The organism is Roseospira marina (assembly GCF_014197855.1).
In the GTDB taxonomy this organism is placed as follows: Bacteria; Pseudomonadota; Alphaproteobacteria; order Rhodospirillales; family Rhodospirillaceae; genus Rhodospira; species Rhodospira marina.
The window spans coordinates 274,692-298,660 of sequence record NZ_JACIGJ010000001.1; the positions used below are offsets into that span (position 1 = coordinate 274,692).

Consider the following 23,969-nt stretch of genomic DNA (forward strand, 5'->3'; position numbering starts at 1 on the left):
CGGGCTCTACAGATACGGCTCCACGATGCCCCGCAGGTCGACGCGCGCCTTCAATCGACTGGCGAGGAAGTAGAACCCGCTGAACTTGCGCTGCATGAACAGCGTGTCCATCGGCGGGATGTGCCAGAAATCGCGGTCGTGCCCCAACGCCATGCCTGCGTCTCGCATGCGCAGGGCCAGATCGTTGTTCGCGAAATCGAACGCGCCGGGGCGCCGCAGCGGTTCCATGGACAGTTCGAACATATCGACCATGCTGTCCTGGTGATGGGCGGCCGTGGCCTCGGCGAAAAAGCCGATGTCGAGCAAGGTCGCGCGGATGGCGGCCCGGTCGCCGTCCAGACCGGCGTTCAGCAGGCGGCGGAACTGGGTCGCCATGCCCGGCGCGAACTCGCGCGAGGCGCCGAAATCCAACAGAACGATACGGCCCGACTCCGGCTGATAGCGGTAGTTCGCGAAATTGGGGTCCGTCTGCATCATCCGGAACGCGAACAGTTCGCGGAAGACCAGCCCGATCAGTTGTGCCATGACCCGGTCGCGGGTGGCCTGCGGGGCGGTGGCCAGGGTGTCGATCGCCACACCCTCGACGTAGTCCATGGCGAGCACATCGGTGGTGGTTAGGTCCGTGTACAGCCTCGGAACGACGAACTCCGGCGCGTCCGCCAGCAGGGCGCCGAACCGCTGGAGGTAGTGGCCTTCGCGGGCGTAGTCGGCCTCCTCGTGAAGCTGGCGCTTGGCCTCGTCCAGCATCGGCGTGATATCGAGCGTCTTGGGCATGACCCCGGACAGGCGCATCAGGGTGGCCACGTTGTTCACATCGCTGTCGATGCTGCGGCGCACGCCGGGATACTGAACCTTGATCGCCAGATCCCGCCCGTCCACCGTGCGGGCGCGGTGCACCTGCCCGATGGAGGCGGCGGCGATGGGCCGCGTGTCGAACTTGGCGAAGCGTTTCAGCCAGGTCGCCCCCCAGGCTTTGGTCAGCACCGTCTTAAGCTGACTGCCCGGCATGAAGTGCGCATCCGATCGCAGCCGCCCGAGAATCTCGGCCAGTTCCGGCGGCAGCATGTCGCCCGCGTCCATCGAGATGAGCTGGCCCACCTTCATCGCCGCACCGCGCATATGGGCGAGTTGGTCGGCCACCCGGCGGGCGTTGGCCGGCGTCAGCAGCAGGTCGCGCGCTTGCGGGCGGGTGCCGGAGGCCATCTGGCGCGCGCCGTTCCAGGCCATGGTGCCGGCGATGCCGGAGGCGAGGCCGCCGAAGCGGGCGACTCGTTCCAGGCGGCCGCTCGGCACGGTTCGCGCGCGGGATTTGGAGAGATGGGAGTCCGGTTTCTCGTCAGGCATGTGTGAGTCCTTGGCGTGAGGTTGGGTGCAGCCTAACCGGACCGCCACCGCGGGACCGTGACTAAGTCACGACGTCGTCCCCGGGGGCGCAGGCGGCCAGGATTGCGTTTCCGGCGCGCCCTTCGTACCGTGCGCCATCTTTCTCGGCCTGGAGGCCCCGACCATGCCCTTGAACGGCCGCCGTACCCTGCTGATCGTCGCGGGCGGTATCGCCGCCTTTAAAACGCTGGAGCTGATCCGCCGCCTGCGGGAGCGGGGGGCGGCCGTGCGCTGCGTGATGACCCAGGCCGCGCATGAATTCGTCACGCCGCTGTCGCTGTCCGCGCTGACCGGGGACAAGGTCTATACCGACCTGTTTTCGCTCACTGATGAGGCGGAGATGGGGCACATACAGTTGTCCCGCGACGCCGACCTTCTGGTGGTGGCCCCGGCAACCGCCAATCTTCTGGCGCGCATGGCCCATGGGCTCGCCGACGATCTGGCCGCGACGGTTTTGCTGGCGACCGACACGCCGGTTCTGGTGGCGCCGAGCATGAACGTGCGCATGTGGGAGCATCCGGCGACGCAGGCCAACATGGCGACGCTGCGCGCGCGCGGCGTGGCGGTGGTCGGCCCGAATCCCGGCGACATGGCGTGTGGCGAATACGGTCCCGGCCGGATGGCCGAAGCCGCCGAGATCCTGGCGGCGATCGAGGGCGCGCTGGGTGCCGGCACCGGTCCCCTGGCGGGCCGGCGCGCCCTGGTGACCAGCGGCCCGACGCACGAACCCATCGACCCGGTGCGCTTCATCGCCAACCGCAGCTCCGGCAAGCAAGGCCACGCCATCGCGTCGGCGCTCGCGGCCCTGGGGGCGGAGGTCACTTTGGTGAGCGGCCCCGTCACGCTGCCCGATCCCCCCGGCGTGACCACCGTGCATGTGGAGAGCGCGGAGGCCATGCTGGCGGCCTGCCGCGCGGCGCTGCCGGTGGACGTGGCGGTCTGCGCGGCGGCCGTGGCGGACTGGCGGGTGGCCGATGCCGCCGACCAGAAGCGCAAAAAGCAGCCGGGGCAGGACACGATGGCCCTCACCCTGACGCAGAACCCGGACATTCTGGCCACGCTGTCGCGGCCCGGCGAGGGCCGTCCGATGCTGGTGGTAGGCTTTGCCGCCGAGACCGAACGCGTGATCGAGCAGGCGCGGGAGAAGCGGGACCGCAAGGGCTGCGACTGGATCCTGGCGAACGACGTCAGCGCCACCAGCGGCACGTTCGGCGGTGATGCCAACACGGTGCATCTCATCACGGCGGACGGCGAGGACGCCTGGCCCGTTCTGAGCAAGGCGGAGGTCGGCCAGCGTCTTGCGGCGCGGATCGCCGAAACCCTGGGAGGGGAAGCGTAATGGACGAACCGAGGGCTGCGGTGTCGGTGGATGTGGTCCGTCTGCCCCATGCGGAGGGGCTCGACCTGCCGTCTTATGCGACAGCCGGCGCGGCGGGCCTGGACCTGATGGCGGCGGTTGCAGAGCCGGTCGTTCTGGAGCCCGGGGCGGTCCAGGTGGTGCCGACCGGGGTGGCGATCGCACTTCCGCCCACGCATGAGGCACAGGTGCGCCCGCGATCCGGTCTGGCGGCGCGGAACGGCGTCACGGTGCTGAACGCGCCCGGGACGATCGACGCGGACTATCGCGGGGAGGTCGGGGTGATCCTGATCAACCACGGTTCCGCGCCGCTGACCATCGAGCGCGGCATGCGCATCGCCCAGCTTGTCGTGGCACCGGTTACGCGGGTGGCCTGGGCGCCGGTCGACACCCTGCCGGAGACGGCGCGCGGTGCCGGAGGCTACGGGTCCACCGGGACCGGCTAGCCGCCATCAGATTTCGGGCTCGTCCCCCGCTACCAGCGCATCCAGGGCGTCCACATCGGCCGCGTCGAGCACCGTGAGTGCCACGGACGGGCTGAACCCCTTGCGGGCCAGGGCGGCGAGATCACGCTGGCGGTGGGTGGCGCGATCGTCGTCCGACAGCCGGTACGGTCCCAGGCGCTTGCGTCGCGCCAGGGTCGCGGCGGCGGCGAGGTCCGGATCGGGACCGGGCGTGTCGTCCGCCAGTCCGTCCAGGGTGTCACCGATCGTATCGCGGTCCAGGCCCTCGGCCCGCAGGCGCGCGGCGATGGCCCGGCGGGATTCCCCCCGGCGGAACAGCGCGCCCGCCTTCGTCTCCGCGTGCCGGACGTCATCCAACAGGCCGAGGCGCTGGAGCTTGGCCAGCAGAGCGTCGATCCAGGCGGCGGCCTCGGCCCGGTCGACGTCGGGATGCATGCGCGCGGATCGCTCCACGCGCCGCGCGAGCACCCGCCGCAGACGCTCCGTGCTGGCGGAGTAGCGCTGCAGGTAAAACACCGCTGCGTTCTCCAGCGAGGTCGGGGTGACCTTTCGGGGCGGGCGGCGTGTCCGGGGCGGGGCGTCCGCCGGACGGTCGGAGGCGCGATGTGGGCGCGTGCGGTCTTGCTGTGGCGTCATGACGCCCCAGATAGCACGCAGGCCCCGGCCAATACCATGCCTGCGCCCACGCGGACCGCGGGACCGATGGCATCATCGGATCGTCCCTTGCCGCGCCGGTCCAGCGGGCCTAAACACCGGACCAACGACCGGCGCGACCGGCTTTTTCGACCGCCGGCGGGACCGGCTTTTTTGACCCACAGGAGGATCGACCGTGCGCGACAGCGCCAAGATCGAACACGACGTGCTGCCGCCGCCGCGCCGCATCGGCGCGGTCAACTGGCGCGGCATGTGGGAGTTGTACCTGAAGGAGGTGCGGCGCTTTCTTAAGGTCTACATGCAGACCGTGATGGCGCCCATCGTCACAACCCTGATTTTTTTGGCGATTTTCGTGCTGGCGCTGGGCCGCGATGTGGCGAACCACGTGCCGGGCGTGTCGTTTATGGAGTTTCTGGCGCCGGGCCTCGTCATGATGGCGATGGTTCAGAACGCGTTTGCCAACACCTCGTCCTCCGTCATCATCTCGAAGGTCCAGGGCAACATCGTCGACGTGCTGATGCCGCCGCTGTCCGGCGGGGAGATCCTGGCGGCGTACTCTCTGGGCGGGATGAGCCGGGGCGTCGTGGTCGGCGCGGCCGTCCTGGCCGCGATGACGCTGTTCGTGACCATCCACATCCATAACGTCGGCTACATCCTGTTCCACGCGGTCGGGGCGTCGCTGATGCTCTCGCTGCTCGGCATCATCGCGGGAATCTGGGCGGACAAGTTCGACCATATGGCGGCCGTGACCAATTTCATCGTCACGCCCCTTTCGTTTCTGTCCGGGACGTTCTATTCCATCGATCGGCTGCCGGAGAACATGCAGGTCATCGCCCACGTCAATCCGTTCTTCTACATGATCGACGGGTTCCGCTACGGGTTCATCGGGCATGATGACGCACTGCCCGTGACCGGCCTTGTGGTGGTCGGGACGACCAACGTTGTCCTGCTTATCATTGGCTACGTGATGCTGCGATCCGGCTACAAGCTCAAGGCCTGATCCTGAACCTGACTGTCGAGTGGGGCCTGAGCCGCCATGCCGTATCCGATGATCGATCCGGTCGCCTTCGAGCTGGGCCCGCTGGCGATCCGCTGGTATGCCCTGGCCTATATCGCGGGGCTGCTGCTGGGCTGGTGGTATGTGCGCCGTTTGGCGCAGGTGCCGCCGGCGGTGACGACCCCGGAGCGGATTGATGACTTCCTGGTCTGGGCCACTCTCGGCGTCGTTCTGGGCGGTCGACTGGGCTATGTGCTGGTCTACAATCCGGCGTACTATTTCGCCCATCCGGCCGAGATCGCCATGGTCTGGCAGGGGGGCATGGCCTTCCACGGCGGGTTGGCCGGCGTGGTGGTGGCTCTGCTGCTGTTCTGCCGCCGACACCGGATCGCGCCGCTGGCCCTGGGCGATGTGATCGCCTGCGCCGCCCCCGTCGGCCTGTTTTTCGGCCGGCTGGCGAACTTTGTGAACGCCGAACTGTACGGCCGGCCAGCGCCGGACCTGCCCTGGGCGATGGTGTTCCCCACCGATCCCACAGGCCTGCCGCGCCACCCGAGCCAGCTGTACGAGGCGACGCTGGAGGGGCTGGTTCTGTTCGTGATCCTGGCCCTGCTGTGGCGGGTTCGGGCGGTGCGCCTGCGGCGCGGCAGCCTGATCGGTGTGTTCCTGGTGGGCTACGGCCTGGCCCGGTTCACGGTCGAGTTCGCGCGCGAACCGGATCCACAGCTTGGCTATCTGTTCGGGGGCGTGACGATGGGCCAGATCCTGTCGCTGCCCATGATCCTGGCCGGGCTCGGCTTCCTGGTCTACGCCTGGACGCGGCCGCCACAGGATCCTGAACAGGAATCTCCATGATCTCCACACCCTCTCTGGACACCCAGCTTCGGCAGCGGATCGCGGCCGAGGGTCCCCTGGCGGTTGAGACTGTCATGGCTGAGGCCAACGCCGCGTATTACGCCCGGGGCGAGGCCATCGGCGCAGCGGGGGACTTCGTGACCGCGCCCGAGATCAGCCAGGTGTTCGGCGAACTTATCGGTCTGTGGCTCGCGGTCGTCTGGCAGATGCTGGGGGCGCCCGAGCGCGTCCTCCTGGTCGAGTGCGGGCCGGGTCGGGGCACCCTGATGGCCGACGCGTTGCGCGCGCTGGCACCGGTGCCGGCGTTCCGGGCGGCGGTCGAGGTGCATCTGGTCGAAACCAGTCCGGTGCTGCGCGAGACCCAACGTGCCGCCCTGGGTGCGGCCGTGACGGCGTGGCACGACACCCTGGACACCGTACCGGAAGACGCACCGGTTCTGCTGGTCGCCAACGAGTTCGTGGATGCCCTGCCGGTCCGCCAGTACGTCCGCGCGGAAGGCGCCTGGCATCTACGGCGGATCGGCCTGGATGCCGACGGCGCGCCGGTGTTCGTGGTGGGTGAGGCCGTGCCGGCCGATGATCTGGCGCCGCGCTTGCGGGCCGGCGTGCCCGAGAGAGCTATCGCCGAGGTCTGCCCGGCGGGCCGGGCCTTCGCCGCCGATGTGGCGCGACGGGTCACGGCGCAGGGTGGGGCCGGGCTCATCATCGATTACGGGCATGGTCTGTCGGCGACTGGGGATACACTCCAGTCCGTACGCGCCCATAATTACCATCCCGTTCTGCGGGATCTTGGCAGCGCCGATTTAACTACCCATGTGGACTTTGAGGCCTTGGGACATGCGGCGGTCTCCGCGGGGGGGTGCATTCAGGGTCCAATCGAGCAAGGCGCGTGGTTACGCGCGCTGGGCGTGGAAGCGCGGGCGGCGGCCCTGCGTCGAACCGCGTCCCCCGACCAGGATCGCGCGATTCACCTTGGTGTTCGTCGCTTGATCGATCCGGCGGAAATGGGCAGGTTGTTTAGGGTGATTGCCGTGGCCACGGCGGGGCTGGCCACGCTCCCGGGGTTTGAGGGGACGTAGAAGAATGATCACCGTATCGGCGTTGAATGCGCTAAGCCGGGTCCGCCACGCGTTTTTTACCCGGGAAACAGGGATATCGGAAGGTCTGTACGCGAGCAATAATTGCGGATTTTCGTCTCAGGATGATCCGGCCAAGGTCCAGCGCAATCGCATCCGTGCTATCGAACGCATGGAAATGCCCCCGGAAGCGCTGGTCACCGTGGCGCAGCAGCACACCACCGATGTTCTTCTGACCGACACCCCGTGGCCGCTGGATAAACTCCCGGTCGCGGACGGCATCGTGACCACGCGTCCGCGTCTGGTCGTGGGCGTGCTGACGGCCGACTGCGCCCCAGTCCTGATGGCCGACGGGAAGGCCGGCGTCGTCGGGGCGATCCATGCCGGGTGGCGCGGTGCCCTGAACGGTGTGCTGGCCAACGCCGTGGCCCGCATGGTGGAAGCCGGGGCCAAGCCGGATCGTATCGTCGCCGGCATCGGTCCGTGCATCGGGCAGCGCTCCTACGAGGTGGGCGCCGAATTCTATGCCGCGTTCACGGAAAAAGACATCGACAACCAGGTGTTTTTCTCGTCGTCGCGGCGCGAGGGGCATTACATGTTCGATCTGCCGGGCTTCGTCGCAAAACAGCTTGCGCGCTCGGGTGTGCGGGAGATCATGCCCATGCCGTGCGACACCTGTCGCGAGGAAGGACGCTTCTTCAGTCATCGTCGGGCCACATTGCGCGCCGAAGGCGACTATGGGCGCCAGTTGTCGGCCATCGCGTTGGAGCGTTGAGGGAGGCACCATGCCGCGTCGCGTGTCGGGCGACGGGCGTCGACCGGGCATGCTGAGTCGGGTTCTGCTTGTGCTGGGCGCTGTCGCACCGTTGCTGGCGTGCGGCCTGCCCCAACCCTTCCGTCACACGGCTTACGCGCCGGATTCCAATCCGTTGGTGAGCCTGCGCTCCGGCGCCGGGGTTCATGTGCTGCCGGTGGTCGACGCGCCACTCCCCATGGATCGCATGATCGCAATCGATCTGGCGGACTGGCTGCGGAGCCGGGAAATTCCGGCTGTTGCCGTGATCGATCCGCCGACGAAGCCCGTCGGCCTGACGCTTGTAGGGTGGCTGCGGGAGGCTGTGGATGAACGCACGGAGCGGCCCGAAGCGCCGGCTATGCTGCGCCTGACGGTGCAGTGGACCCTCGTGGCCTCCGATGGGACGGTTCTAGAAGAAACTCTGCATACGACACGGGTGCCGGCCCGCGCATGGACCGATCTGGACCCGCGCGCGGCCACCTTGATGGTGCGGGATTCCGGGCGGGCCGTGGCGGCGCTTGTGGTTCCGGATCAGAGTCTTACCGTTGCGACGCGGCGCCCTGTGGCGGGGTCAGGCCGTGCGGGCCCGCAGGCGTCCGGGGCCGGGGAGGGCGCACGGGCGGCGCCGACCGAGTCCCCGGAAGGAGCACCCGCAGGTCAGGAGAACGCGACCGTGGCCGCCGAGGCGGCCGCGCCCGCGGCGCCCGCCTCGGCGGCATCCTCCCCGCCGCGCGAACCCGCCCGCTCCGTGACCGCCCTGGTCATGGCCCCGCCGGAGGTCACCCGGGCGCCCGGCGACGGCAAACCGGCCCTGGAACGCGCGGTCGCCCAGTTGTTCCGCATGAATGGCGTGCGGATCGCGGAAGCCCCCTCGGACGATCGTCTGAGGGTGCGCGGCGCGGTCGAGGTGTTGCCTGGCGATCGCTCGGGCGAGGAGGCGGTGTCGATCGTCTGGGAGCTTTTGGATGCCGACGGAGCGTCGCTTGGGCAGGTCAATCAAGCCAATACCATCCCGAAGGGGTCGCTGGACGGCGCCTGGGGGGACACGGCGGCCCTGATCGCGGAAGGCGCGGTGATGGGGATTGGTGAGATTCTGGTGCGCAAAGGTTTGGTCGCGTCGCCCGGGAAATAACCCGTGTAGAATGATACCAGCCGCCGGTGCCGTCCGGGGGGCCGGGGCGTCGCCACCTAAAAAGTGTTATGACATCTCCATGAATGCCGTGTTGTCGGTCTCCGGCGCGATTGGTATAGTCCGCCCGCTTGACGGCGAGGGGCGCCCGACCCCCGCTTGTTCAAGCCGCGCGGGAGCCTTCGGGTCGGGGTCTCGTGGATGCCGTCGCGTCGGCCCGGTCATGCCCGCCCATCGCCTCCAGGGACATCGCCCCATGAAACTTGTGGCCTGCAACGGCAACCGCCCGCTTGCCGAAGCCATCGCCGCCTACCTCAACCTTGAACTGACCAATGCCTCCGTTCGCCGGTTTTCGGACATGGAAGTGTTCGTGGAGATCCACGAAAATGTTCGCGGTGAGGATGTGTTCGTCATCCAGCCTACGTCGTATCCCGCCAACGACAACCTGATGGAACTGCTGGTCACGCTGGATGCGTTGCGCCGCAGTTCCGCCCGCCGCATCACGGCGGTGATTCCTTATTTCGGGTACGCCCGGCAGGATCGCAAGACCTCGCCGCGGACCCCGATCACCGCCAAGCTCGTCGCCAACGTGATCGCCGTCGCCGGGGCCAGTCGCGTGGTTACGCTGGACCTGCACTCCGGTCAGATCCAGGGCTTCTTCGATATCCCGTTGGACAACCTGTTCTGCGTGCCGGTGTTCGCCAAGGACATCCTGGACCGCTATCCGGGCGAGCGCCCGATGGTCGTGTCGCCCGACGTCGGCGGCGTGGTCCGGGCGCGTGGTCTTGCCAGCCGGATCGAGGCGGACCTGGCCATCATCGACAAGCGGCGTGAGCGGGCCGGAGTTTCCGAGGTGATGAACATCATCGGTGACGTGCGCGGGCGCCTGTGCATCCTGATGGATGACATCGTCGATTCCGCCGGCACGCTGTGCAACGCGGCGGTCGCGCTGAAGCAGGCCGGCGCCACGGCCGTCAGCGCCTACGTCAGCCACGGCGTTCTGTCGGGCGGTGCGGTTGCGCGGGTGACGTCGTCGCCCCTGGACAATCTGGTGATCACCGACAGCATCCAGGCGACGGAGGCCATGCGCCTTGCCAAGAACGTGCGCCAGATCACCATCGCGCCGCTGATGGCCGAGGCCATCCAGCGGATCAGCGACGAACGGTCCGTCTCCAGTCTGTTCGACTGATCCAAGCGCTTGTCTGGCACAGCGGCCGCCGGTGTCGAGGGATGCCGGCGGTCGTTCTGTGTTCGCTGTCGGTTATGACGCCTCCAGCCGCTCCGACAGAAAGCTGTGTACGCAGTGCACCAGCTCATTCCGGCGTCGGTCGAGCACGGTCCAATGCCCGGCTCGGCCCAGAAGCACCAGACGCCGCACCTGGGCGCTGGACAGGGCGTGGAACAACCCGCGCGCCTGATCCGGGGGTGTTTCCTGGTCCCACTCCCCGACCACCAGCAGACTGGGCGCGCGCACCGCTTTCGGATCATAGGGCACGTCGCCGATGCACCAGGAGTCCAGCGAGTCCTGTATGGTGCCGTTCGGAGCCCGGATCGCCGGGGGCGTGCGGAAGCGGGCGACGGGATCGCTGTCCAGCACGGCCCGTTCCCAAGTCTCAAGCCATGCGTCCGGTACTAGGGACTCGTGTTCCGAGGGCGGTGTTCCGTTCATGCGGCGCGGGCGCATGTCCGGCAGAGGCACCCAACGATAGGCGCCGATGCTGGTCGCGCCGGGCGCGATGATCGGTGGTCGTTCGTGGAACCACTGCGGGCCGACGAGGACCAGGCGCGCCACCGCATCGGGATCCTGCCCCGCGAGCGCCGCGCACAGGGCCGCGCCCCAGGACCAACCCAACAAAGCGATCCGGGCATGCCCCGTCTCGCGTCGGAGGACGTTCAGGGCCGCGGCAACCGCAGCCATGGCTTCCGGGCTTCGCGTCTGAGGTGGGGATGCCGAGGGACCGCGCTCCATCGCATTGGAGCGCTGCGATCGGCCGTAGCTGGGAAGGTCGACGGCGTAGGCCGGCTGACCCAACGCGGCCAGGAGTTCCAGGAACGACACCCCATCCAGCGGCAGGTCGAACGTGGCATGGCCGGGAAACGTGGAGCCGTGCACGCACAGCAGGGGCGGAGGGCCTTCGCCCGGTCGCATGCGCGCCGGCTGCCAGCCGCTCAGGAAAAGCTCGGAGGCACCGCCGTCCGGCCCGGGGATCATGCGCTCAAGGTGCACGAGGCCGCGACCGCGCGGGTCGAGGATCCGCTGGTCGGACAGCGGTCCACCAAGACAGGACTCGCTGGAAACGGACGGAGGCACGCGCGTCATGGAGTCCGCGGCCGCCAATCGTGCCCCGACGTCCGTGCCGACACGCCGGTCGGTCCGGTCATGTGTTTCCTCCCTCGCCAGCAGAGTCCCCGTCGGTATCCCCGTCGGTTTCAAGCCCGCGCGCGGGGTCCTGGAAAGCCGTTTCCTCGGCGGCAAACATGCTCTAGATTGCCCCGCCCCACGGCGCTGCCGGCCACCTTGGACGCGGAGGACACCTATGAGCGACGACGCACCCCGGAACGGCGAGTCCGACGTCGGCGGCATCGCCGCCGATCAACTCCGCTCATTCATTGAACGTATCGAAAACCTTGAGGAAGAAAAAAGCAACCTCCAGAACGATATAAAGGACGTCTACGCCGAGGCTAAGTCGACCGGCTTCGATACCAAGATCATGCGCCAAATTGTGCGCTTGCGAAAAATGGACCGGGATGATCTTGCCGAGCAAGATGAACTCTTGGACCTCTATCGGCGTGCCGTGAACGTTTAAGCGGGCAGGCAGCACGTATGGCGGACAGGAACCCAAAGTCGCCGTCCGGCGGCTGGATCGCGCGCGTCGGGCGGTGGGTTGAAGGCCCCGGCTTTCAGCGCGCCATCATCACTCTCATCATTCTGAACGGCGTGTCGCTCGGCCTCGAAACCAGCGCCACCGCCGTGCAGGCGATCGGGCCGGCGCTGCGGACGTTCGACGCAGCGGTGCTGGCGGTGTTCGTGTTCGAGATCGGAGTCAAGCTGGCCTATCGGCGCAGCACATTTTTCCGCGACGGCTGGAATGTGTTCGATTTCCTCATCGTCGCCGCGGCCCTGATCCCGGCATCGGGACCGTTGGCCGTGCTGCGGGGGCTGCGGATTCTGCGCGTGCTGCGCCTTCTGTCCGTCGTTCCGCAGATGCGCCGCGTGGTGGGGGCGCTCCTGGCCGCGATTCCCGGCCTGATGTCGGTCGGGGCGATCATCGTGTTGGTGTTCTACGTCGGCGCGGTGCTGTCCACGAAGCTGTTCGGCGCCGCCTTCCCGGAGTGGTTCGGGACCATCGGCGCGTCCATGTACACCTTGTTCCAGATCATGACGCTGGAAAGCTGGTCGATGGGCATCGTGCGACCGGTGATGGACGCCTTTCCGTATGCGTGGTTGTTTTTCGTGCCGTTCATCGTTGCGACGAGCTTCGCGATTCTCAACCTGTTCATCGGCATCATCGTGGACGCCATGCAGGTCGTCCACCAGCGGGAGCAGGATGAGGCCGAAGCGGCGGCCGAAGCGGCGGGAACGCCCTATGCGCCGGACCGGCAGACGGCGCTGGTGCTGGCGGAGGTGCGGCAGTTGCGCAGAGAGGTCGCCGCCTTGCGTGCGGCGGTGCCGGAGACGTCCGACCGGGCCGGAGTGCCACCGTGGGATGCCCCGCCGTCGTAGGGCGCGCGGCCTTGGGACGCTGACGACGCGCCACGGACGGCGTTGTTTTGTGTCAGGCGCCTGAACCACCGGGTGGCCGGGTGTGGTTCACACCGGGCGGCGCCCCGGGGCCGGCGTCGGTTTGTGAGAGTCATGCCTCCGCGGCAAGGGCACGCGCCAGCTGACTCAGGGCGTCCTGATGCCGCTCGTTGCGAATCATGGCGAAGTTGCGGGCCAACTCCAGGCACATGCGCTGACGATTCTGACTGTCCTGCTCCGCGTCGCTTTCCAGGCCTTCGAAGAAGAAACTGACTGCCACGCCCAGAACTTGGGCGATTTCAAAAAGGCGGCCGGCGGAAATACGATTAATTCCGCGCTCATACTTGTGGGCCTGCTGATATGTCACTCCGATCATTTCGGCCATTTGCTGCTGGCTGAGTCCCAGCATCACGCGGCGCTCCCGGATACGCTGTCCCACGTACCGGTCCACGTCGCTGGCTCGGTTTGCCGGCCGGGCCGGTACCATGTCCAAGGCGCTCAAGCGATTCATCACCTCAAATCCCGATTCCATACAGACCGTCACGCAGCGCGAGATCCAGACACGCTGACATTCGGGTATTCTGCATACATTGAACGTAGAAAGTCTGGGGCTGGTCCGATCTGGATTCGGACCGTGGTGCGCGACACATCGTATTGCGTGTTCACCACGCGCGACATCACGCACGTGCTATACTCTAGGTACCGCTCGCAAGCACACGACGGCAAGAGCGACACACGTGTTTTGCGCTGTTGTTCACAAGATTTAAAGAATGCCCGAGCCGCAGGATCAGGCGATTCTGGCTGGTCGTGCAGTGCAATCCTAGTTTCTTTGCAATTTTTATGTAGAATAAAGGCGAAATACCGGCATCCGCATGGAGGGCCGTAACCCGGAACGGCCCTGAATGGGGGCGGCGTTGTTCGAGGGCGCAACAGTGACGATATCCGGTGCGGAGCCGGCGGCGCAAAATGGGTACCACGTCAAAATGGGAACCACACAGGGGCTCTCTGTGGAGCGCGAAGTGCTTTTAACACTTTGATTGTAAAGCGGGTTCCCGCGTCAAAACGGAGGCCGACCACGAGCCGGGTGTGGTGCGACTGGTTCTATGCGGCGTCGTCCAAGGTTACGCCGCCCACGGGCAGGGCGAACAGGTACTCCACACCCTCGTGGCGCGAGAGGCCCTGGGTCGCCGCGCCGATGGCACGGTTCACGGCCTCATATGCTCCAATCCCCAAGCGCCGCATGAGTGTGTTGACGGGGCCGGATGTGCTGTCCGCAGGTGTGGTTCCGGAGCCGGAAGACGGTGGGGGCCGGCTGTCTAGGCTTTGACCGAAAAGCTGGGCCAGAACACCGATGGAGCCGGAGAGCAGGGCCGTTTGCCCACCACTGGGTGGGGTCGGCACGCCGTTGGCATCAACAGGAAGCGCGGAGCGCCGGTACCGGTCGCGAGTCGCTGTGCGAGCCTGGGCGGCTTCGTCCCGCCGGGCGGCGGCCTCTTCCGCCGCGGCGCCATCCTCGGGCCGGCGCGCGCTTGCGTTCTCTGGCGCACCGCGACCACGCGGGCTTGTGCCGGGGCGATCCTGGGTGTCGCGTGGATCCGGGCCGCCGGCCCGGGTGTTCTGTGGGTCCAGGGTTACCCGACGGAACGCAGGGCTGAGCGCGTCCTCGGAGGGACCGGACGCCAGAGATCGGCGCGCGCCACCCTCTCGGGTCAGACGCGCGACGTCTATCGGGGTCAAGAAGCCTGTGCGTTCAGGCGACGACAGCATTCATCCGCTCCGTCAAACGGCCGACGGGTCGGGGACGGTCCCCTGCGTGTCCGCAGCGTGCCGGGTCGAAGGTTTTCGGTGTCGCGGTACCCACAGAGGGGCGCGACAGCGCGTGGCCAACCGGCAGGCGTGCGATACGACACGCTTTCAACCGATTAAACCACAACGGCCGTCGAATGAGGACTCGAAAAGGACCGTTGCCGAATCGACTGGCCGTAAGCCATAGGCCTAGCCGGCCAAGTCCTGGGAGCGTTGCGTGGCGGCGGCCACGGCGCGGGACATCAGAGGGCCGAGCCCGCCGCTCTCCTGCATCAGAACCTCCAGCGCGGCGGCGGTGGTGCCGTTCGGGCTGGTCACGTTGCGGCGCAGCGTGGCGGGGTCTTCCGGACTCGCATCCATGAGGGCGCCGGCGCCGCAGACGGTGGCACGGGCGATGCGGGCGGCCAGATCGGCCGGAAGGCCGCCGTCGATCCCGGCCTGTGTCATGCACTCGGTCAACCAGAAGACGTAGGCCGGGCCGCTGCCCGACACGGCGGTGACGGCGTCGATCAAGGCTTCGTCGGTCACCCAGGCGATATCGCCGACCGCGCCCAGCAGGGCCTCGCAGGTGGCGCGCGCCGTGTCTGTAACATGGCCGTTGGCGCAGGCGACGGTCATGCCGCGATGCACGGCGGCCGGCGTGTTCGGGATGCTGCGGACCACGGGCGTGCCGGGGCCGAACGCGGTCTCGAACCCGGCGATCAGCCGCCCGGCGGCGACCGAGAGCACGACGGTGGGGCCGCCGCCAAGCGCGCGGTAGGCCGGCAGGACCGAGTCCATCACCTGCGGCTTGACCGCGAGCAACAGGACGTCCGGGGCCGGCCCTTCAGCCAACGGCGCCGCCGGGTCGGCGGCAAGACGGACCCCGTGCGGTCCCTGATCCAAGCCGGGATCGATCACGGTCACGTTGTCCGGGGCCACGCCGTGATCCAGCCAGCCGGTGAGCAGGGCGCCCCCCATTTTGCCCCCACCCACGAGCCAGACACGGGCGGCGGAAAGGGCGGCGCGGGTCAGATCGGCGGCGGGCATCGGTCAGGCTTCTCCCACGGTATCGAGCATCGCGGCGGCAATGGCTTCGCTGGCACTTTTGCCGCCCCAGATAACGAATTGGAACGCGGGATAGAAGCGGTCGCACTCCGACACCGCGATTTCCATCAGGTCGCGGGCCTCTTCGGCGGCGAGGCGTCGGTCCGCCAGCAGAACGGTGTGCCGGAACATGGGCGAGCCTTCCTCGCTCCACAGCGCGAAATGGCCCAGCCATAGGCGTTCGTTCAGGTGCGCGAGCAGTTCATACACGGACGTGCGCCGACCCTCGGGGACCCGCATGTCGAAAGCGCAGGACAGATGAAGGGCGCTCAATTCTTCGGACCACGCCAGGAACAGGCCGAGCGTGCACCACTGGCTGGGCACCTCAACCACCATCTCATCCTCGGCGCGGCGGTCGAACACCCAATCCTTCACCGACAGGAACTGCTCGATCATGTCGAGGGGGTTGGCGGTGGAGTTTTCGACGCGAATGGCCGACGTGGTCATGACGCCCTCCCAGACTGTACAGGGCCCGGCGCGCGGCGTCGCCACGCATCCTGATCCCAGACCGGAGGCGTACCCCCCCTTACTCCGGTCGGATCGCCCCCAACATCGCGACAGGTCCGCGCCTCCCGCCAGAACCCCAACATATTGGGGTTATTCCCACCAGCGGGATACTATTGACAGAGTGCCAAAGGGTCCCGGAGGAGGCAAGGCCCGCGCGTGGCCCGGCGTCGCCGCGTGGAGGGAGGCCCTGGCTCCCCGCCGCATGGACCTTTCGGTTACCAGCCCCGGCGGGTCGGCGCAAGGCTGGCAAACGATGTAGTGACTTACGACACACGCGGTGTGGCATCCGTGCTGGCGCAGACATCGGCCCACGGATGGGCCGGATCCGCCCCGCCGAGCGCGAGTCCGGGCCGCCGTTGCGCCACGCCGACGGTGCCGAACCAGGCCGGATAGGGTACGGGCGGCCGGATATCGACGGCAAAGCCGGCGGCGGCCAGGGCGTCCAGGGTTTCGACGCACAGCCGGGCATCGGCGGTGACGGTGTCCAGGCCGCTGACATCCAGGCGCGGTTGATGTATGGCGCCCTCCAGGTCTAGGCCGTGGTCGATTAGAAACGCAATCAACTGGGTCACGGCGCCGATGATGCGCCGTCCGCCGGCCGCCCCCAGGGCCAAGCCGCCGCCGTGCGTCAGAACCAGTGTCGGCGCATAGTTGCACAGCGGGCGTTTGCCGGGGCCGATGGAGTTCGGCCGACCGGGCCGGGGGTCGAACCAGTAGACCCCATTGTTGAGCAGCAGGCCCGAATCCGGGGCCACCACACGGGCGCCGAACATGGACAACAGCGTCTGGGTCAGGGCGACGAGATTCCCGTCCCGATCGGCGACGGAGATGTGCGAGGTGCAGGACTCCTCGGCCGGAGACGGTCCGGTATCGGAGGGGCGACCGCGATGGCCATCCGTATCGCCCATGCGCGCCAAGCGGTCGATGAAGGCGTGCCGCAGCGCGTGGGCATAGGCCACGTAGGCATCCGGCCCCGGCGGTCGACTGCCACCGCAGGTCATGGCGGCCAGCGCCTCCAGCGCCACCAGGATCGACGGGCCGCCGTTCAGGTCCGGCGCGACGGCGACGGTGGTGCCCCGGTAATCGGCGGTGGCCGGGGTCAGGATGCGCGCGCGGTAACCGGCCATGTCCGCCATCGACAACGTGCCGCCCGTCGCGCGGGCGGCGCGGACGATGGTCTCGGCCGGGGCGCCCTCGTACAGCGCGCGCGGGCCGTCCTGGGCCAGCGTGCGCAGGGTGGCGGCCAGGGGGGCCTGGGACAGGCGATGGTCGGCGCGGGTGTCCATGAACGGCGCGCCGCCGGGCAGGAAGGCGTCCACCGAGCCGGCGAACCGCCCCAACTCCGATGCGTTGGCGCCAATCAGAAGGGCGGCATGCGCGTCGATCCGCAGGCCGGCATCCGCTTGGTCGACGGCGGGCGCCACCAGGTCCGCCCAGGGCCGCGTGCCCAGAGTCTCCAGGGCCACCCGGTACAGGTCGATCAGGCCCGGCACGGCGACGGCGGCCCCCCCAAGGACGTTACGGGCGTCCTCCACCGGGGGCCATCCGAACAGATCGCGGTCCGCCGGGCCCGGAACGACGGGATAGGCGGACGGGTCGAGCGCGGTCGGGGCGACCATGCCGCCATCGATGACCACGGTCCGGTCCTCCGCCGCGATATGGGCCAGCATCAGGCCGCCGCCGCCGGGGCCGCTCATCCAGGGTTCGACGACGCCGACGCACAGGCCGGCGGCGATGGCCGCGTCGACCGCATTGCCCCCGGCGGCCAGGACGCGGGCGCCGGCCTCGGCCGCGGCCGGATGCTGCGCGCAGACCACGCCGCCGTTTTCGCTGCGCACCACCGGTTTGCGGATCGTCCGACGGGGGCTGTGGGCGCCCCAGGCGGCACGGCGGGCGCGGGCGAGGGGGGACGGCATGCGGGGCCTCCGGTCAGCGTGCGGGAACGGCGCGGCGGGGTGGGGGCGCCGACGGCCTCAACCATACGCCAACGTCGGGCGGTTGCCACGGGGCGCGCCACGAAAAAGGGCGGGGCCCGAAAGCCCCGCCCACGCTCGCCTGGACCGGTTTGTGCCGGTGGCGCGGCGTCAGGGAACCGGGAAGTTCCCGGCCTCAAGGTCATCCACATCCACGCCTTGCAACGTCATGATGTGTTCGACTTCGATTGTTTCAGAGCCCGCCGTTGTGACGTCGACGGCGTAGATACCGGTGGCCGTGCCGCTGCCGTTGCCGAGCGCGACGAGGATGTCGTTGCCATCGCTGAGCGTCGTGAGATCGATGGCCGCGATGATCGCCGTTTCCACCGCGCCGCTGTCGGCGTCGTCGGTCAAATCCGCGGCGCTGTGCGACGCCTCGGTGATCGTGACGACATATTCTGCACCAGTTACGGCACCATTCGAATCAATGCCTTTGTCGATGCCATCCAAACCATCGCTGCCGTTGAAGCTGAAGGCAATTTTGTCCGCGCCGGCTACGGCGCCAGCGGTGAAGTTATTGATCGTGGCCGCGTTTCCGGCCAAAGCGATAGCGGCGCCCGGAGCCACGGCAATGGTATCGGCTCCCCCGGTCGCCAACGCGACCGTGGTCAACTCACGGTTCGCGGCGCTCGACCCGATGGTGATCGTGTCGTTGCCCTGGCCGTCGGTGATGGTCAGCTTGGTCGTGACCACGAAGGCGGAGGCATCCAGCGTCACCTTTCCCGACGACTCCGAGGCGTCGATGGTCGCCGCCGCGCCCGGTGCCATCGCGCCGGTGGTGAAGGTCGAATCGGTCACGAAGGTGACGTTGATCGTCTCGACGTTGACCACATCGCCGCTGCCCGTGGCCACGCCCGTGATGTTCAGGATGTCGGTTCCGCCCGCGCCGTCGATGTCGTCATCGGCCGTGAGGCCGTTTGCAAAATTGAAGGTCTCCACCCCGGCGGCGCCGACGACCTTCATGTCTCCGGTCGCCGCGTTGAACGTGTTGTTGCCGGTCTGAAACTTGTAGATCGCGGGGCGCGCAGTGCTGGTGCCGATTTCCGTGACGGTTTTTGCCGTGACGGTCCCGGAGTCATGGAAGGCCAGAACGCCCCCGTTTGTGCCGGCGCCTTCCTGCGATTCTATGGTGGTGAACTGGTTGTACTGCGCGATGTTCAGCTGAAGGTAGGTGTCGGCAGAGTGCAGGACCAGATTTTCGAAGTTCTTCACGGTGCCTTGCCAGATTTCAGCCACGTCTCCGCCCACTTCGACGTTGCCGGTGACCGTGCCGGTCCCTTTGACCGCGTAGAATGTATCGGTGCCGGTCCCCCCGTCGATCACGGTGTTGGCCGTGAAGTTAACGATCTTGCTGTCCCCGTTCGCCGTCGTTGTTCCGAACGAGTCATCGCCACTGCCAAGATCGACGTTCATATTCGCCGTTGTGGTGGGATCGCCCTTCGAATCGTCCAGATAATCATATATGTACAGAGTGTCATTCCCAGCCCCCAAAGAAATGGAGGCGCCGTCTCTCATCGCGGTTGTTCCGTAGATTTGATCTTTGCCGTCGCTGCCAACAATGGTTTTGAAGGTCGTTGTTTGATCGAACTGTGCGACCTTATTGGTTCCGCCACTGGCCAATTTCAGCGTTTCAATGTTCGTGAAGTCGGTCAGCGCATAATCCGAAGCGCCAAGGCCCGAGAATTTGATGGTGTCATTCATCACATCGGACATGACGAGCGTGTCGGTGCCGTCGAGCCCATCAACCTTCGATCCGCTCAGATTGGCGTACGACGACTTGATCGTATCGGCGTTCACGGTCGTGACGGCGTCGGCGTTGGTCTTGGTCGTTCCGTCGACAACGGCGCTCGGGGCCGACAGTGTAATTGTGTTGCCGCCCGTCGAGCCCCCGCCACCGCCGGTGTCGTCGTCATCGTCCCCCGGGCCTGGGACAACGGGGGTGACGTCGTCGTTCTCCAGCGGGGTTATCGTCTCGCCCGTGGTGTTTTTGGCCGGCCGTCCCTCGAACTGGCCGTGGTTGATGAAGTGCTGGTACGCCTCCGCCGGCGTGTCGAGCCCGGCCGCCCCGAGGTCCGGGTTGTTGGCCAGATAGGTTGTGGCGTCGAAATTGGCACGCGACGGAATCGAGGCGTTGGGGGAGCGGCCCTCTGCGACGCCGAACTGCTGAAAATGCTGGAACGGATTGACGCCGGCGGCCGCGACATCGGGATTGGCGGCCAGATAGGCCGAGGTGTCGAACGTGCTGTTCGGGTTGCGCCGTTCGTTCCAACCGAACGTCTCGAAATGGAACCGGGCCAAGTCGAACCGATCAACATCGCCGTCGCCGTCGTAGTCGGTCGTCACACCACCGCCGAACAGTCCGTTGGCGATCGCGTTCAGAACGTCGATGTTTTGGCTGAGGTAGTTCACCGGGTCGAACTGCGTTGTCGGCGTGGCCATGTGGGACTTCCTCCACGTCAGGTGATGGGGCGACGGTACGATGGCTGCGACGCGGCCGTTTCCTGCGCCGAACCGAGGTCCGTCTGCGCATGTCGGCTGCGACCAAAGACGCATCTCCATCAAAACGAGTGTTTGGTGGAGAGTGGCGATCTTTAAGCGGTGAAATGTAGCATCGGACGCGAAACGAAGTCGATAACTTGAGTGATAAAATAGGGATTGTATTTTGGCAATTCTTAGTCGAGTGTACCTTTGATAGATTTAAGTCTGTTTGTGTGCGAGTAAAAAAGGAGTGTAGCGACCCGTTTCTCGTGTGTCCGACGTGTGTCACGGGCGTTCCGCTGCGGAGCGATCCGTCGTGCTGTCATGCCCAGGCGGCGTCGATGCTGTAGCAGGCGCCGCCCTTCGGGACGCCCGCGCATGTCGCAAAACGGGCGTCCGACCCGGGCGAAAACCGGTTTCCTGGCATCGGAAGCCGCGCTACGCTCACAGTCATTCGAGGTCCAATGATCGACCGCACTCCACGGAAGAGGCAGGAAATCTTATGCAGTCCGGCTTTACCTTCGATGCCCTGAAGCAGGCGGTCAGCGTCGGCGAGATCGACACGGTTCTGGTTGTATTCCCCGACATGCAGGGGCGGTTGATCGGGAAGCGGTTTCACGCGGCCTTTTTCATGGACGGCGGACATGAGGAAACCCACGCCTGCGATTACCTGCTGGCCAACGACATCGACATGGAGCCGGTGCCTGGGTATGCCGCACACAGTTGGGAGCTGGGCTACGGCGATTTCGTCATGAAGCCGGACATGAGCACGCTGCGCCGCTGCACCTGGCTGGAGGGCACGGCGATGGTGCTGTGCGACGTGCTGGACCATCACGACCATGCGCCGCTGCCGCACTCACCCCGCGCCATGCTGAAGGCCCAGGTGGGGCGGCTTGAAGCGATGGGCCTGACGGCCTTCGCGGCGTCGGAGCTGGAGTTCTATCTGTTCGACGAGGATTACGGGGCGCTGCGCGACAAGCACTACCGCGACGCCCGCACCGCCGGGTCGTACATCGAGGACTACCATATCTTCCAGACCACCAAGGAAGAGGGCGTGGTGCGCGCCATGCGCAACCATCTTCAGGACTCCGGGATTCCTGTCGAAAATTCGAAGGGCGAGTGGGGCCCTGGTCAGGAAGAGCTGAACATCCGCTATTGCGATGTGCTGAGCATGGCCGACCGTCACGTGGTCATGAAAAACGCGATGAAGGAAATCGCGCACGACCATGGCAAGGCGGTCACCTTCATGGCCAAGTGGGCCTGCGACCTCGCGGGCAGCTCGTGCCATATCCACATGTCGCTGTGGGATGCGGTCGGTGAGACGCCGAAGTTCTACGACCCGAGCAAACCCTACGGCATGTCCGACCTGATGCGCCATTTCGTGGCGGGCCAGATCGCCTACGCCTCCGACATCACCTGGTTCCTGGCGCCCTACATCAACTCGTACAAGCGATTCCAGAACGGCACGTTCGCGCCGACCAAACTCGTATGGAGCCGGGACAACCGCACCGCCGGCTTCCGCCTGTGCGGGGAGGGCACCAAGGCGATCCGCTGCGAGTGCCGGGTGCCGGGCGCGGACGCAAACCCGTATCTGGCCTACACCGGCCTGTTGGCGGCGGGGATCGCCGGCATCAAGGAGGGGTTGGAACTGCCGGAGCCGTTCGTCGGCGATGCCTATGGGAAAGGCACGCTGAAGAACATTCCCACAACCCTGCGCGAAGCCGCCGCGCACCTGAAGACATCCAAGATGCTGCGGTCCGCGTTGGGTGACGCGGTCGTGGACCACTACGTCCACACGGCCAACTGGGAGCAGCTTGAATACGACCGCCGCGTGACCGACTGGGAGCTGATGCGCGGCTTCGAACGGTATTAGCGCGGCCGGTCGTGCGGCGCCCGCGTTGCGGGGGCACGGGCCGTCACCGCCGCATGCGGCCTCGCCGCTCCCGCGCGACCGAGGCCGCCGAAAAGGTCATTTCCTTCAGCGGGATCGCGGTGTAAGCCATCGCATGTTCAGGTCCCTGTTCGGGGCTTCGCCCTGCGTGGACCGCGCGGGGCGGTGTGCGAATACACGCCGGAGATGTGGTGATGCCGTTTGATTCCCTACGCGATTTCATGGGCCGACTGGATCGGGAGGGGCGACTGGTTCGGGTCGGGACACCCGTCTCCCCCGTCCTGGAAATGACCGAGATCCAGACCCGGCTTCTGGCCGAGGGCGGGCCGGCCGTGCTGTTCGAAAACGTGGTCGGGAAGGGCGGACGGCGCTACGACATGCCGGTGCTGGTCAACCTGTTCGGCACCGTGGAGCGCGTCGCCTGGGGCATGGATCGCACGCCGGCCGAGTTGCGGGAGGTGGGAGAGACGCTTGCCTTCCTGAAACAGCCGGAGCCGCCGGGGGGATGGCGCGAGGCGCTGGAACTGATGCCGCTGTTCAAGACCGTGCTGGCGATGAAGCCGCGTTCGGTTTCCAAGGCGCCGTGCCAGGAGGTGGTTCTGACCGGCCAGGACATCGACCTCGGGCGTTTGCCGGTGCAGAGCTGTTGGCCCGGGGAGCCGGCGCCCCTCATCACCTGGGGCGTGGTGGTCACGCAGGGCCCGCAGGCGGACCGGAAGGGCGGCCGCAAGGAAGACGTCTTCAACCTCGGCATCTACCGCATGCAGGTGACCGGTCGCGACACCGTCCTGATGCGTTGGCTGAAGCATCGCGGGGGTGCGCAGCATTATCGGCGCTGGGCGGCGGAGAAGAAGGAGCCGCTGCCGGCCGCCGTCGTGATCGGTGCCGATCCCGGCACGATCCTGGCGGCGGTGACGCCGGTGCCGGACACCCTGTCGGAATACCAGTTCGCGGGCCTGCTGCGCGGCCGTAAGGTCGATCTGGTGGACTGCAAAACCGTGCCGCTGAAGGTGCCCGCCACCGCCGAGATCGTGCTGGAAGGGCACGTGATGCTCGACGAGTTCGGGGACGAGGGGCCGTACGGCGATCACACCGGCTATTACAACGCGGTCGACCAGTTCCCGGTGTTCCGGATTTCGGCCATCACCATGCGGCGCAAGCCGATCTACCTGAGCACCTTCACCGGCCGGCCGCCGGACGAGCCGAGCGTGCTGGGCGAGGCCCTAAACGAGGTGTTCATCCCGCTGTTGATCCAGCAGTTCCCGGAGATCGTGGATTTCTGGCTGCCGCCGGAGGGGTGCTCCTATCGCATTGCCGTGGTGTCCATGCGCAAGGCCTATCCCGGCCACGCCAAGCGCGTCATGATGGGCGTGTGGTCGTTCCTGCGCCAGTTCATGTACACGAAGTTCGTCATCGTGGTGGACGACGACATCAATGCCCGCGACTGGAAGGACGTCATGTGGGCGATCTCCACCCGCATGGACCCGGCGCGCGACATTACCGTGGTCGAGGGCACGCCCATCGACTACCTGGACTTCGCCAGCCCGGAAAGCAGCCTCGGCGGCAAGATCGGGCTCGACGCGACCAACAAATGGCCGCCGGAAACGCACCGTGAGTGGGGCGAGAAAATCCGCATGACCGACGCTGTCATCGACGAGGTGACGCGCAAGTGGGCGGACTATGGTCTGCCCGGCTCCGGTAAGCCGATCTGGAAGTAGCCTGATTGCGACCGGCGCTTTCGGTTGGATCCCGGCCGTTGCCCTCGCGTCGGCGCC

At 66.9% G+C, this 23,969-nt stretch carries 20 protein-coding genes; 12 read left to right on the top strand and 8 right to left on the bottom strand.

Annotation, left to right across the window (positions count from 1 at the left end; all coding sequences use genetic code 11):
* Positions 1-6: 6 nt before the first annotated feature.
* Positions 7-1,344 carry an ABC1 kinase family protein gene (locus GGD82_RS01335; RefSeq protein ID WP_150060559.1) on the bottom strand — a complete coding sequence of 446 codons (1,338 nt, stop codon included), beginning with the start codon at positions 1,342-1,344 and terminating at the stop codon, positions 7-9.
* Positions 1,345-1,507: 163 nt separating this feature from the next.
* On the opposite strand from GGD82_RS01335, the gene coaBC reads away from it, so the two are divergent.
* Both coaBC and dut read left to right on the top strand, forming a co-directional pair.
* Positions 1,508-2,722: a bifunctional phosphopantothenoylcysteine decarboxylase/phosphopantothenate--cysteine ligase CoaBC gene (gene coaBC / locus GGD82_RS01340; RefSeq protein ID WP_150060558.1), complete on the top strand. Its 1,215-nt coding sequence runs from the start codon at positions 1,508-1,510 to the stop codon at positions 2,720-2,722.
* Positions 2,722-3,186, top strand: a complete 465-nt coding sequence (dut, locus tag GGD82_RS01345) for a dUTP diphosphatase (protein ID WP_150060557.1) — start codon at positions 2,722-2,724, stop codon at positions 3,184-3,186. The genes coaBC and dut overlap by 1 nt, the downstream gene beginning before the upstream one ends.
* A gap of 6 nt (positions 3,187-3,192) precedes the next feature.
* Here the strand turns inward: dut and GGD82_RS01350 are convergent, their stop codons facing one another.
* The gene (locus GGD82_RS01350; protein WP_246163667.1) at positions 3,193-3,720 is read right to left on the bottom strand and encodes a regulatory protein RecX; all 528 of its coding nucleotides are present in this window, start codon (positions 3,718-3,720) and stop codon (positions 3,193-3,195) included.
* A 388-nt stretch (positions 3,721-4,108) separates the two neighbouring features.
* Between GGD82_RS01350 and GGD82_RS01355 the strand changes: the two genes are divergently transcribed.
* The 6 genes from GGD82_RS01355 (at position 4,109) to GGD82_RS01380 (ending at position 9,900) form a co-directional block, all read left to right on the top strand.
* On the top strand, positions 4,109-4,858 hold the full coding sequence (locus tag GGD82_RS01355) for an ABC transporter permease (RefSeq protein ID WP_150060818.1): 750 nt from the start codon (positions 4,109-4,111) through the stop codon (positions 4,856-4,858).
* A 36-nt stretch (positions 4,859-4,894) separates the two neighbouring features.
* Positions 4,895-5,710, top strand: a complete 816-nt coding sequence (gene lgt / locus GGD82_RS01360; protein ID WP_150060555.1) for a prolipoprotein diacylglyceryl transferase — start codon at positions 4,895-4,897, stop codon at positions 5,708-5,710.
* Entirely contained in the window at positions 5,707-6,789 is a 1,083-nt protein-coding gene (locus GGD82_RS01365) for a class I SAM-dependent methyltransferase (protein WP_150060554.1), read from the top strand. The genes lgt and GGD82_RS01365 overlap by 4 nt, the downstream gene beginning before the upstream one ends.
* A gap of 4 nt (positions 6,790-6,793) precedes the next feature.
* Positions 6,794-7,561, top strand: coding sequence for a peptidoglycan editing factor PgeF (gene pgeF, locus GGD82_RS01370; RefSeq protein WP_150060553.1), 768 nt, complete (start codon positions 6,794-6,796; stop codon positions 7,559-7,561).
* A 10-nt stretch (positions 7,562-7,571) separates the two neighbouring features.
* A complete protein-coding gene (locus GGD82_RS01375) occupies positions 7,572-8,714 on the top strand; it encodes a hypothetical protein (protein WP_150060552.1) in 1,143 nt (380 codons plus the stop codon).
* Between the two features lie 253 nt (positions 8,715-8,967).
* Positions 8,968-9,900, top strand: coding sequence for a ribose-phosphate pyrophosphokinase (locus GGD82_RS01380; RefSeq protein ID WP_150060551.1), 933 nt, complete (start codon positions 8,968-8,970; stop codon positions 9,898-9,900).
* 72 nt (positions 9,901-9,972) lie between these two features.
* Here GGD82_RS01380 and GGD82_RS01385 read toward each other — a convergent pair whose 3' ends face one another.
* Complete coding sequence (locus GGD82_RS01385) at positions 9,973-11,022, bottom strand: alpha/beta fold hydrolase (RefSeq protein WP_184013215.1); 1,050 nt, start codon at positions 11,020-11,022, stop codon at positions 9,973-9,975.
* 226 nt (positions 11,023-11,248) lie between these two features.
* On the opposite strand from GGD82_RS01385, the gene GGD82_RS01390 reads away from it, so the two are divergent.
* Positions 11,249-11,518, top strand: coding sequence for a DUF2312 domain-containing protein (locus GGD82_RS01390; RefSeq protein ID WP_150060549.1), 270 nt, complete (start codon positions 11,249-11,251; stop codon positions 11,516-11,518).
* 17 nt (positions 11,519-11,535) lie between these two features.
* Complete coding sequence (locus GGD82_RS01395; RefSeq protein ID WP_150060548.1) at positions 11,536-12,435, top strand: ion transporter; 900 nt, start codon at positions 11,536-11,538, stop codon at positions 12,433-12,435.
* A gap of 130 nt (positions 12,436-12,565) precedes the next feature.
* Here the strand turns inward: GGD82_RS01395 and GGD82_RS01400 are convergent, their stop codons facing one another.
* From GGD82_RS01400 to GGD82_RS01420, 5 genes are all read right to left on the bottom strand, one after another.
* Complete coding sequence (locus tag GGD82_RS01400) at positions 12,566-12,940, bottom strand: helix-turn-helix domain-containing protein (protein WP_150060817.1); 375 nt, start codon at positions 12,938-12,940, stop codon at positions 12,566-12,568.
* Positions 12,941-14,448: 1,508 nt separating this feature from the next.
* On the bottom strand, positions 14,449-15,288 hold the full coding sequence (gene proC / locus GGD82_RS01405; RefSeq protein ID WP_150060547.1) for a pyrroline-5-carboxylate reductase: 840 nt from the start codon (positions 15,286-15,288) through the stop codon (positions 14,449-14,451).
* A gap of 3 nt (positions 15,289-15,291) precedes the next feature.
* Positions 15,292-15,792, bottom strand: coding sequence for a type III secretion system chaperone family protein (locus GGD82_RS01410; RefSeq protein WP_150060546.1), 501 nt, complete (start codon positions 15,790-15,792; stop codon positions 15,292-15,294).
* A gap of 323 nt (positions 15,793-16,115) precedes the next feature.
* Positions 16,116-17,768, bottom strand: coding sequence for a gamma-glutamyltransferase family protein (locus GGD82_RS01415; protein WP_150060545.1), 1,653 nt, complete (start codon positions 17,766-17,768; stop codon positions 16,116-16,118).
* A 168-nt stretch (positions 17,769-17,936) separates the two neighbouring features.
* Positions 17,937-20,264 (bottom strand): beta strand repeat-containing protein, encoded by a 2,328-nt coding sequence (locus GGD82_RS01420; protein ID WP_150060544.1) that lies wholly within the window; start codon positions 20,262-20,264, stop codon positions 17,937-17,939.
* A gap of 541 nt (positions 20,265-20,805) precedes the next feature.
* Here GGD82_RS01420 and GGD82_RS01425 point away from each other — a divergent pair.
* Positions 20,806-22,176, top strand: coding sequence for a glutamine synthetase family protein (locus tag GGD82_RS01425; RefSeq protein WP_150060543.1), 1,371 nt, complete (start codon positions 20,806-20,808; stop codon positions 22,174-22,176).
* Positions 22,177-22,388: 212 nt separating this feature from the next.
* Positions 22,389-23,912 (top strand): UbiD family decarboxylase, encoded by a 1,524-nt coding sequence (locus GGD82_RS01430; RefSeq protein ID WP_150060542.1) that lies wholly within the window; start codon positions 22,389-22,391, stop codon positions 23,910-23,912.
* The last annotated feature ends 57 nt before the right edge of the window (positions 23,913-23,969 follow it).

Coding starts and splice junctions, on each gene's coding strand:
- dut (WP_150060557.1), top strand. CDS start 2,722: ATGGACGAACCGAGGGCTGCGGTGTCGGTGGATGTGGTCCGTCTGCCC.
- GGD82_RS01395 (WP_150060548.1), top strand. CDS start 11,536: ATGGCGGACAGGAACCCAAAGTCGCCGTCCGGCGGCTGGATCGCGCGC.
- GGD82_RS01420 (WP_150060544.1), bottom strand. CDS start 20,264: ATGGCCACGCCGACAACGCAGTTCGACCCGGTGAACTACCTCAGCCAA.
- GGD82_RS01365 (WP_150060554.1), top strand. CDS start 5,707: ATGATCTCCACACCCTCTCTGGACACCCAGCTTCGGCAGCGGATCGCG.
- pgeF (WP_150060553.1), top strand. CDS start 6,794: ATGATCACCGTATCGGCGTTGAATGCGCTAAGCCGGGTCCGCCACGCG.
- GGD82_RS01425 (WP_150060543.1), top strand. CDS start 20,806: ATGCAGTCCGGCTTTACCTTCGATGCCCTGAAGCAGGCGGTCAGCGTC.
- GGD82_RS01430 (WP_150060542.1), top strand. CDS start 22,389: ATGCCGTTTGATTCCCTACGCGATTTCATGGGCCGACTGGATCGGGAG.
- GGD82_RS01380 (WP_150060551.1), top strand. CDS start 8,968: ATGAAACTTGTGGCCTGCAACGGCAACCGCCCGCTTGCCGAAGCCATC.
- GGD82_RS01400 (WP_150060817.1), bottom strand. CDS start 12,940: ATGGTACCGGCCCGGCCGGCAAACCGAGCCAGCGACGTGGACCGGTAC.
- GGD82_RS01410 (WP_150060546.1), bottom strand. CDS start 15,792: ATGACCACGTCGGCCATTCGCGTCGAAAACTCCACCGCCAACCCCCTC.
- GGD82_RS01355 (WP_150060818.1), top strand. CDS start 4,109: ATGTGGGAGTTGTACCTGAAGGAGGTGCGGCGCTTTCTTAAGGTCTAC.
- GGD82_RS01335 (WP_150060559.1), bottom strand. CDS start 1,344: ATGCCTGACGAGAAACCGGACTCCCATCTCTCCAAATCCCGCGCGCGA.
- GGD82_RS01390 (WP_150060549.1), top strand. CDS start 11,249: ATGAGCGACGACGCACCCCGGAACGGCGAGTCCGACGTCGGCGGCATC.
- lgt (WP_150060555.1), top strand. CDS start 4,895: ATGCCGTATCCGATGATCGATCCGGTCGCCTTCGAGCTGGGCCCGCTG.
- coaBC (WP_150060558.1), top strand. CDS start 1,508: ATGCCCTTGAACGGCCGCCGTACCCTGCTGATCGTCGCGGGCGGTATC.
- GGD82_RS01375 (WP_150060552.1), top strand. CDS start 7,572: ATGCCGCGTCGCGTGTCGGGCGACGGGCGTCGACCGGGCATGCTGAGT.
- GGD82_RS01415 (WP_150060545.1), bottom strand. CDS start 17,768: ATGCCGTCCCCCCTCGCCCGCGCCCGCCGTGCCGCCTGGGGCGCCCAC.
- proC (WP_150060547.1), bottom strand. CDS start 15,288: ATGCCCGCCGCCGATCTGACCCGCGCCGCCCTTTCCGCCGCCCGTGTC.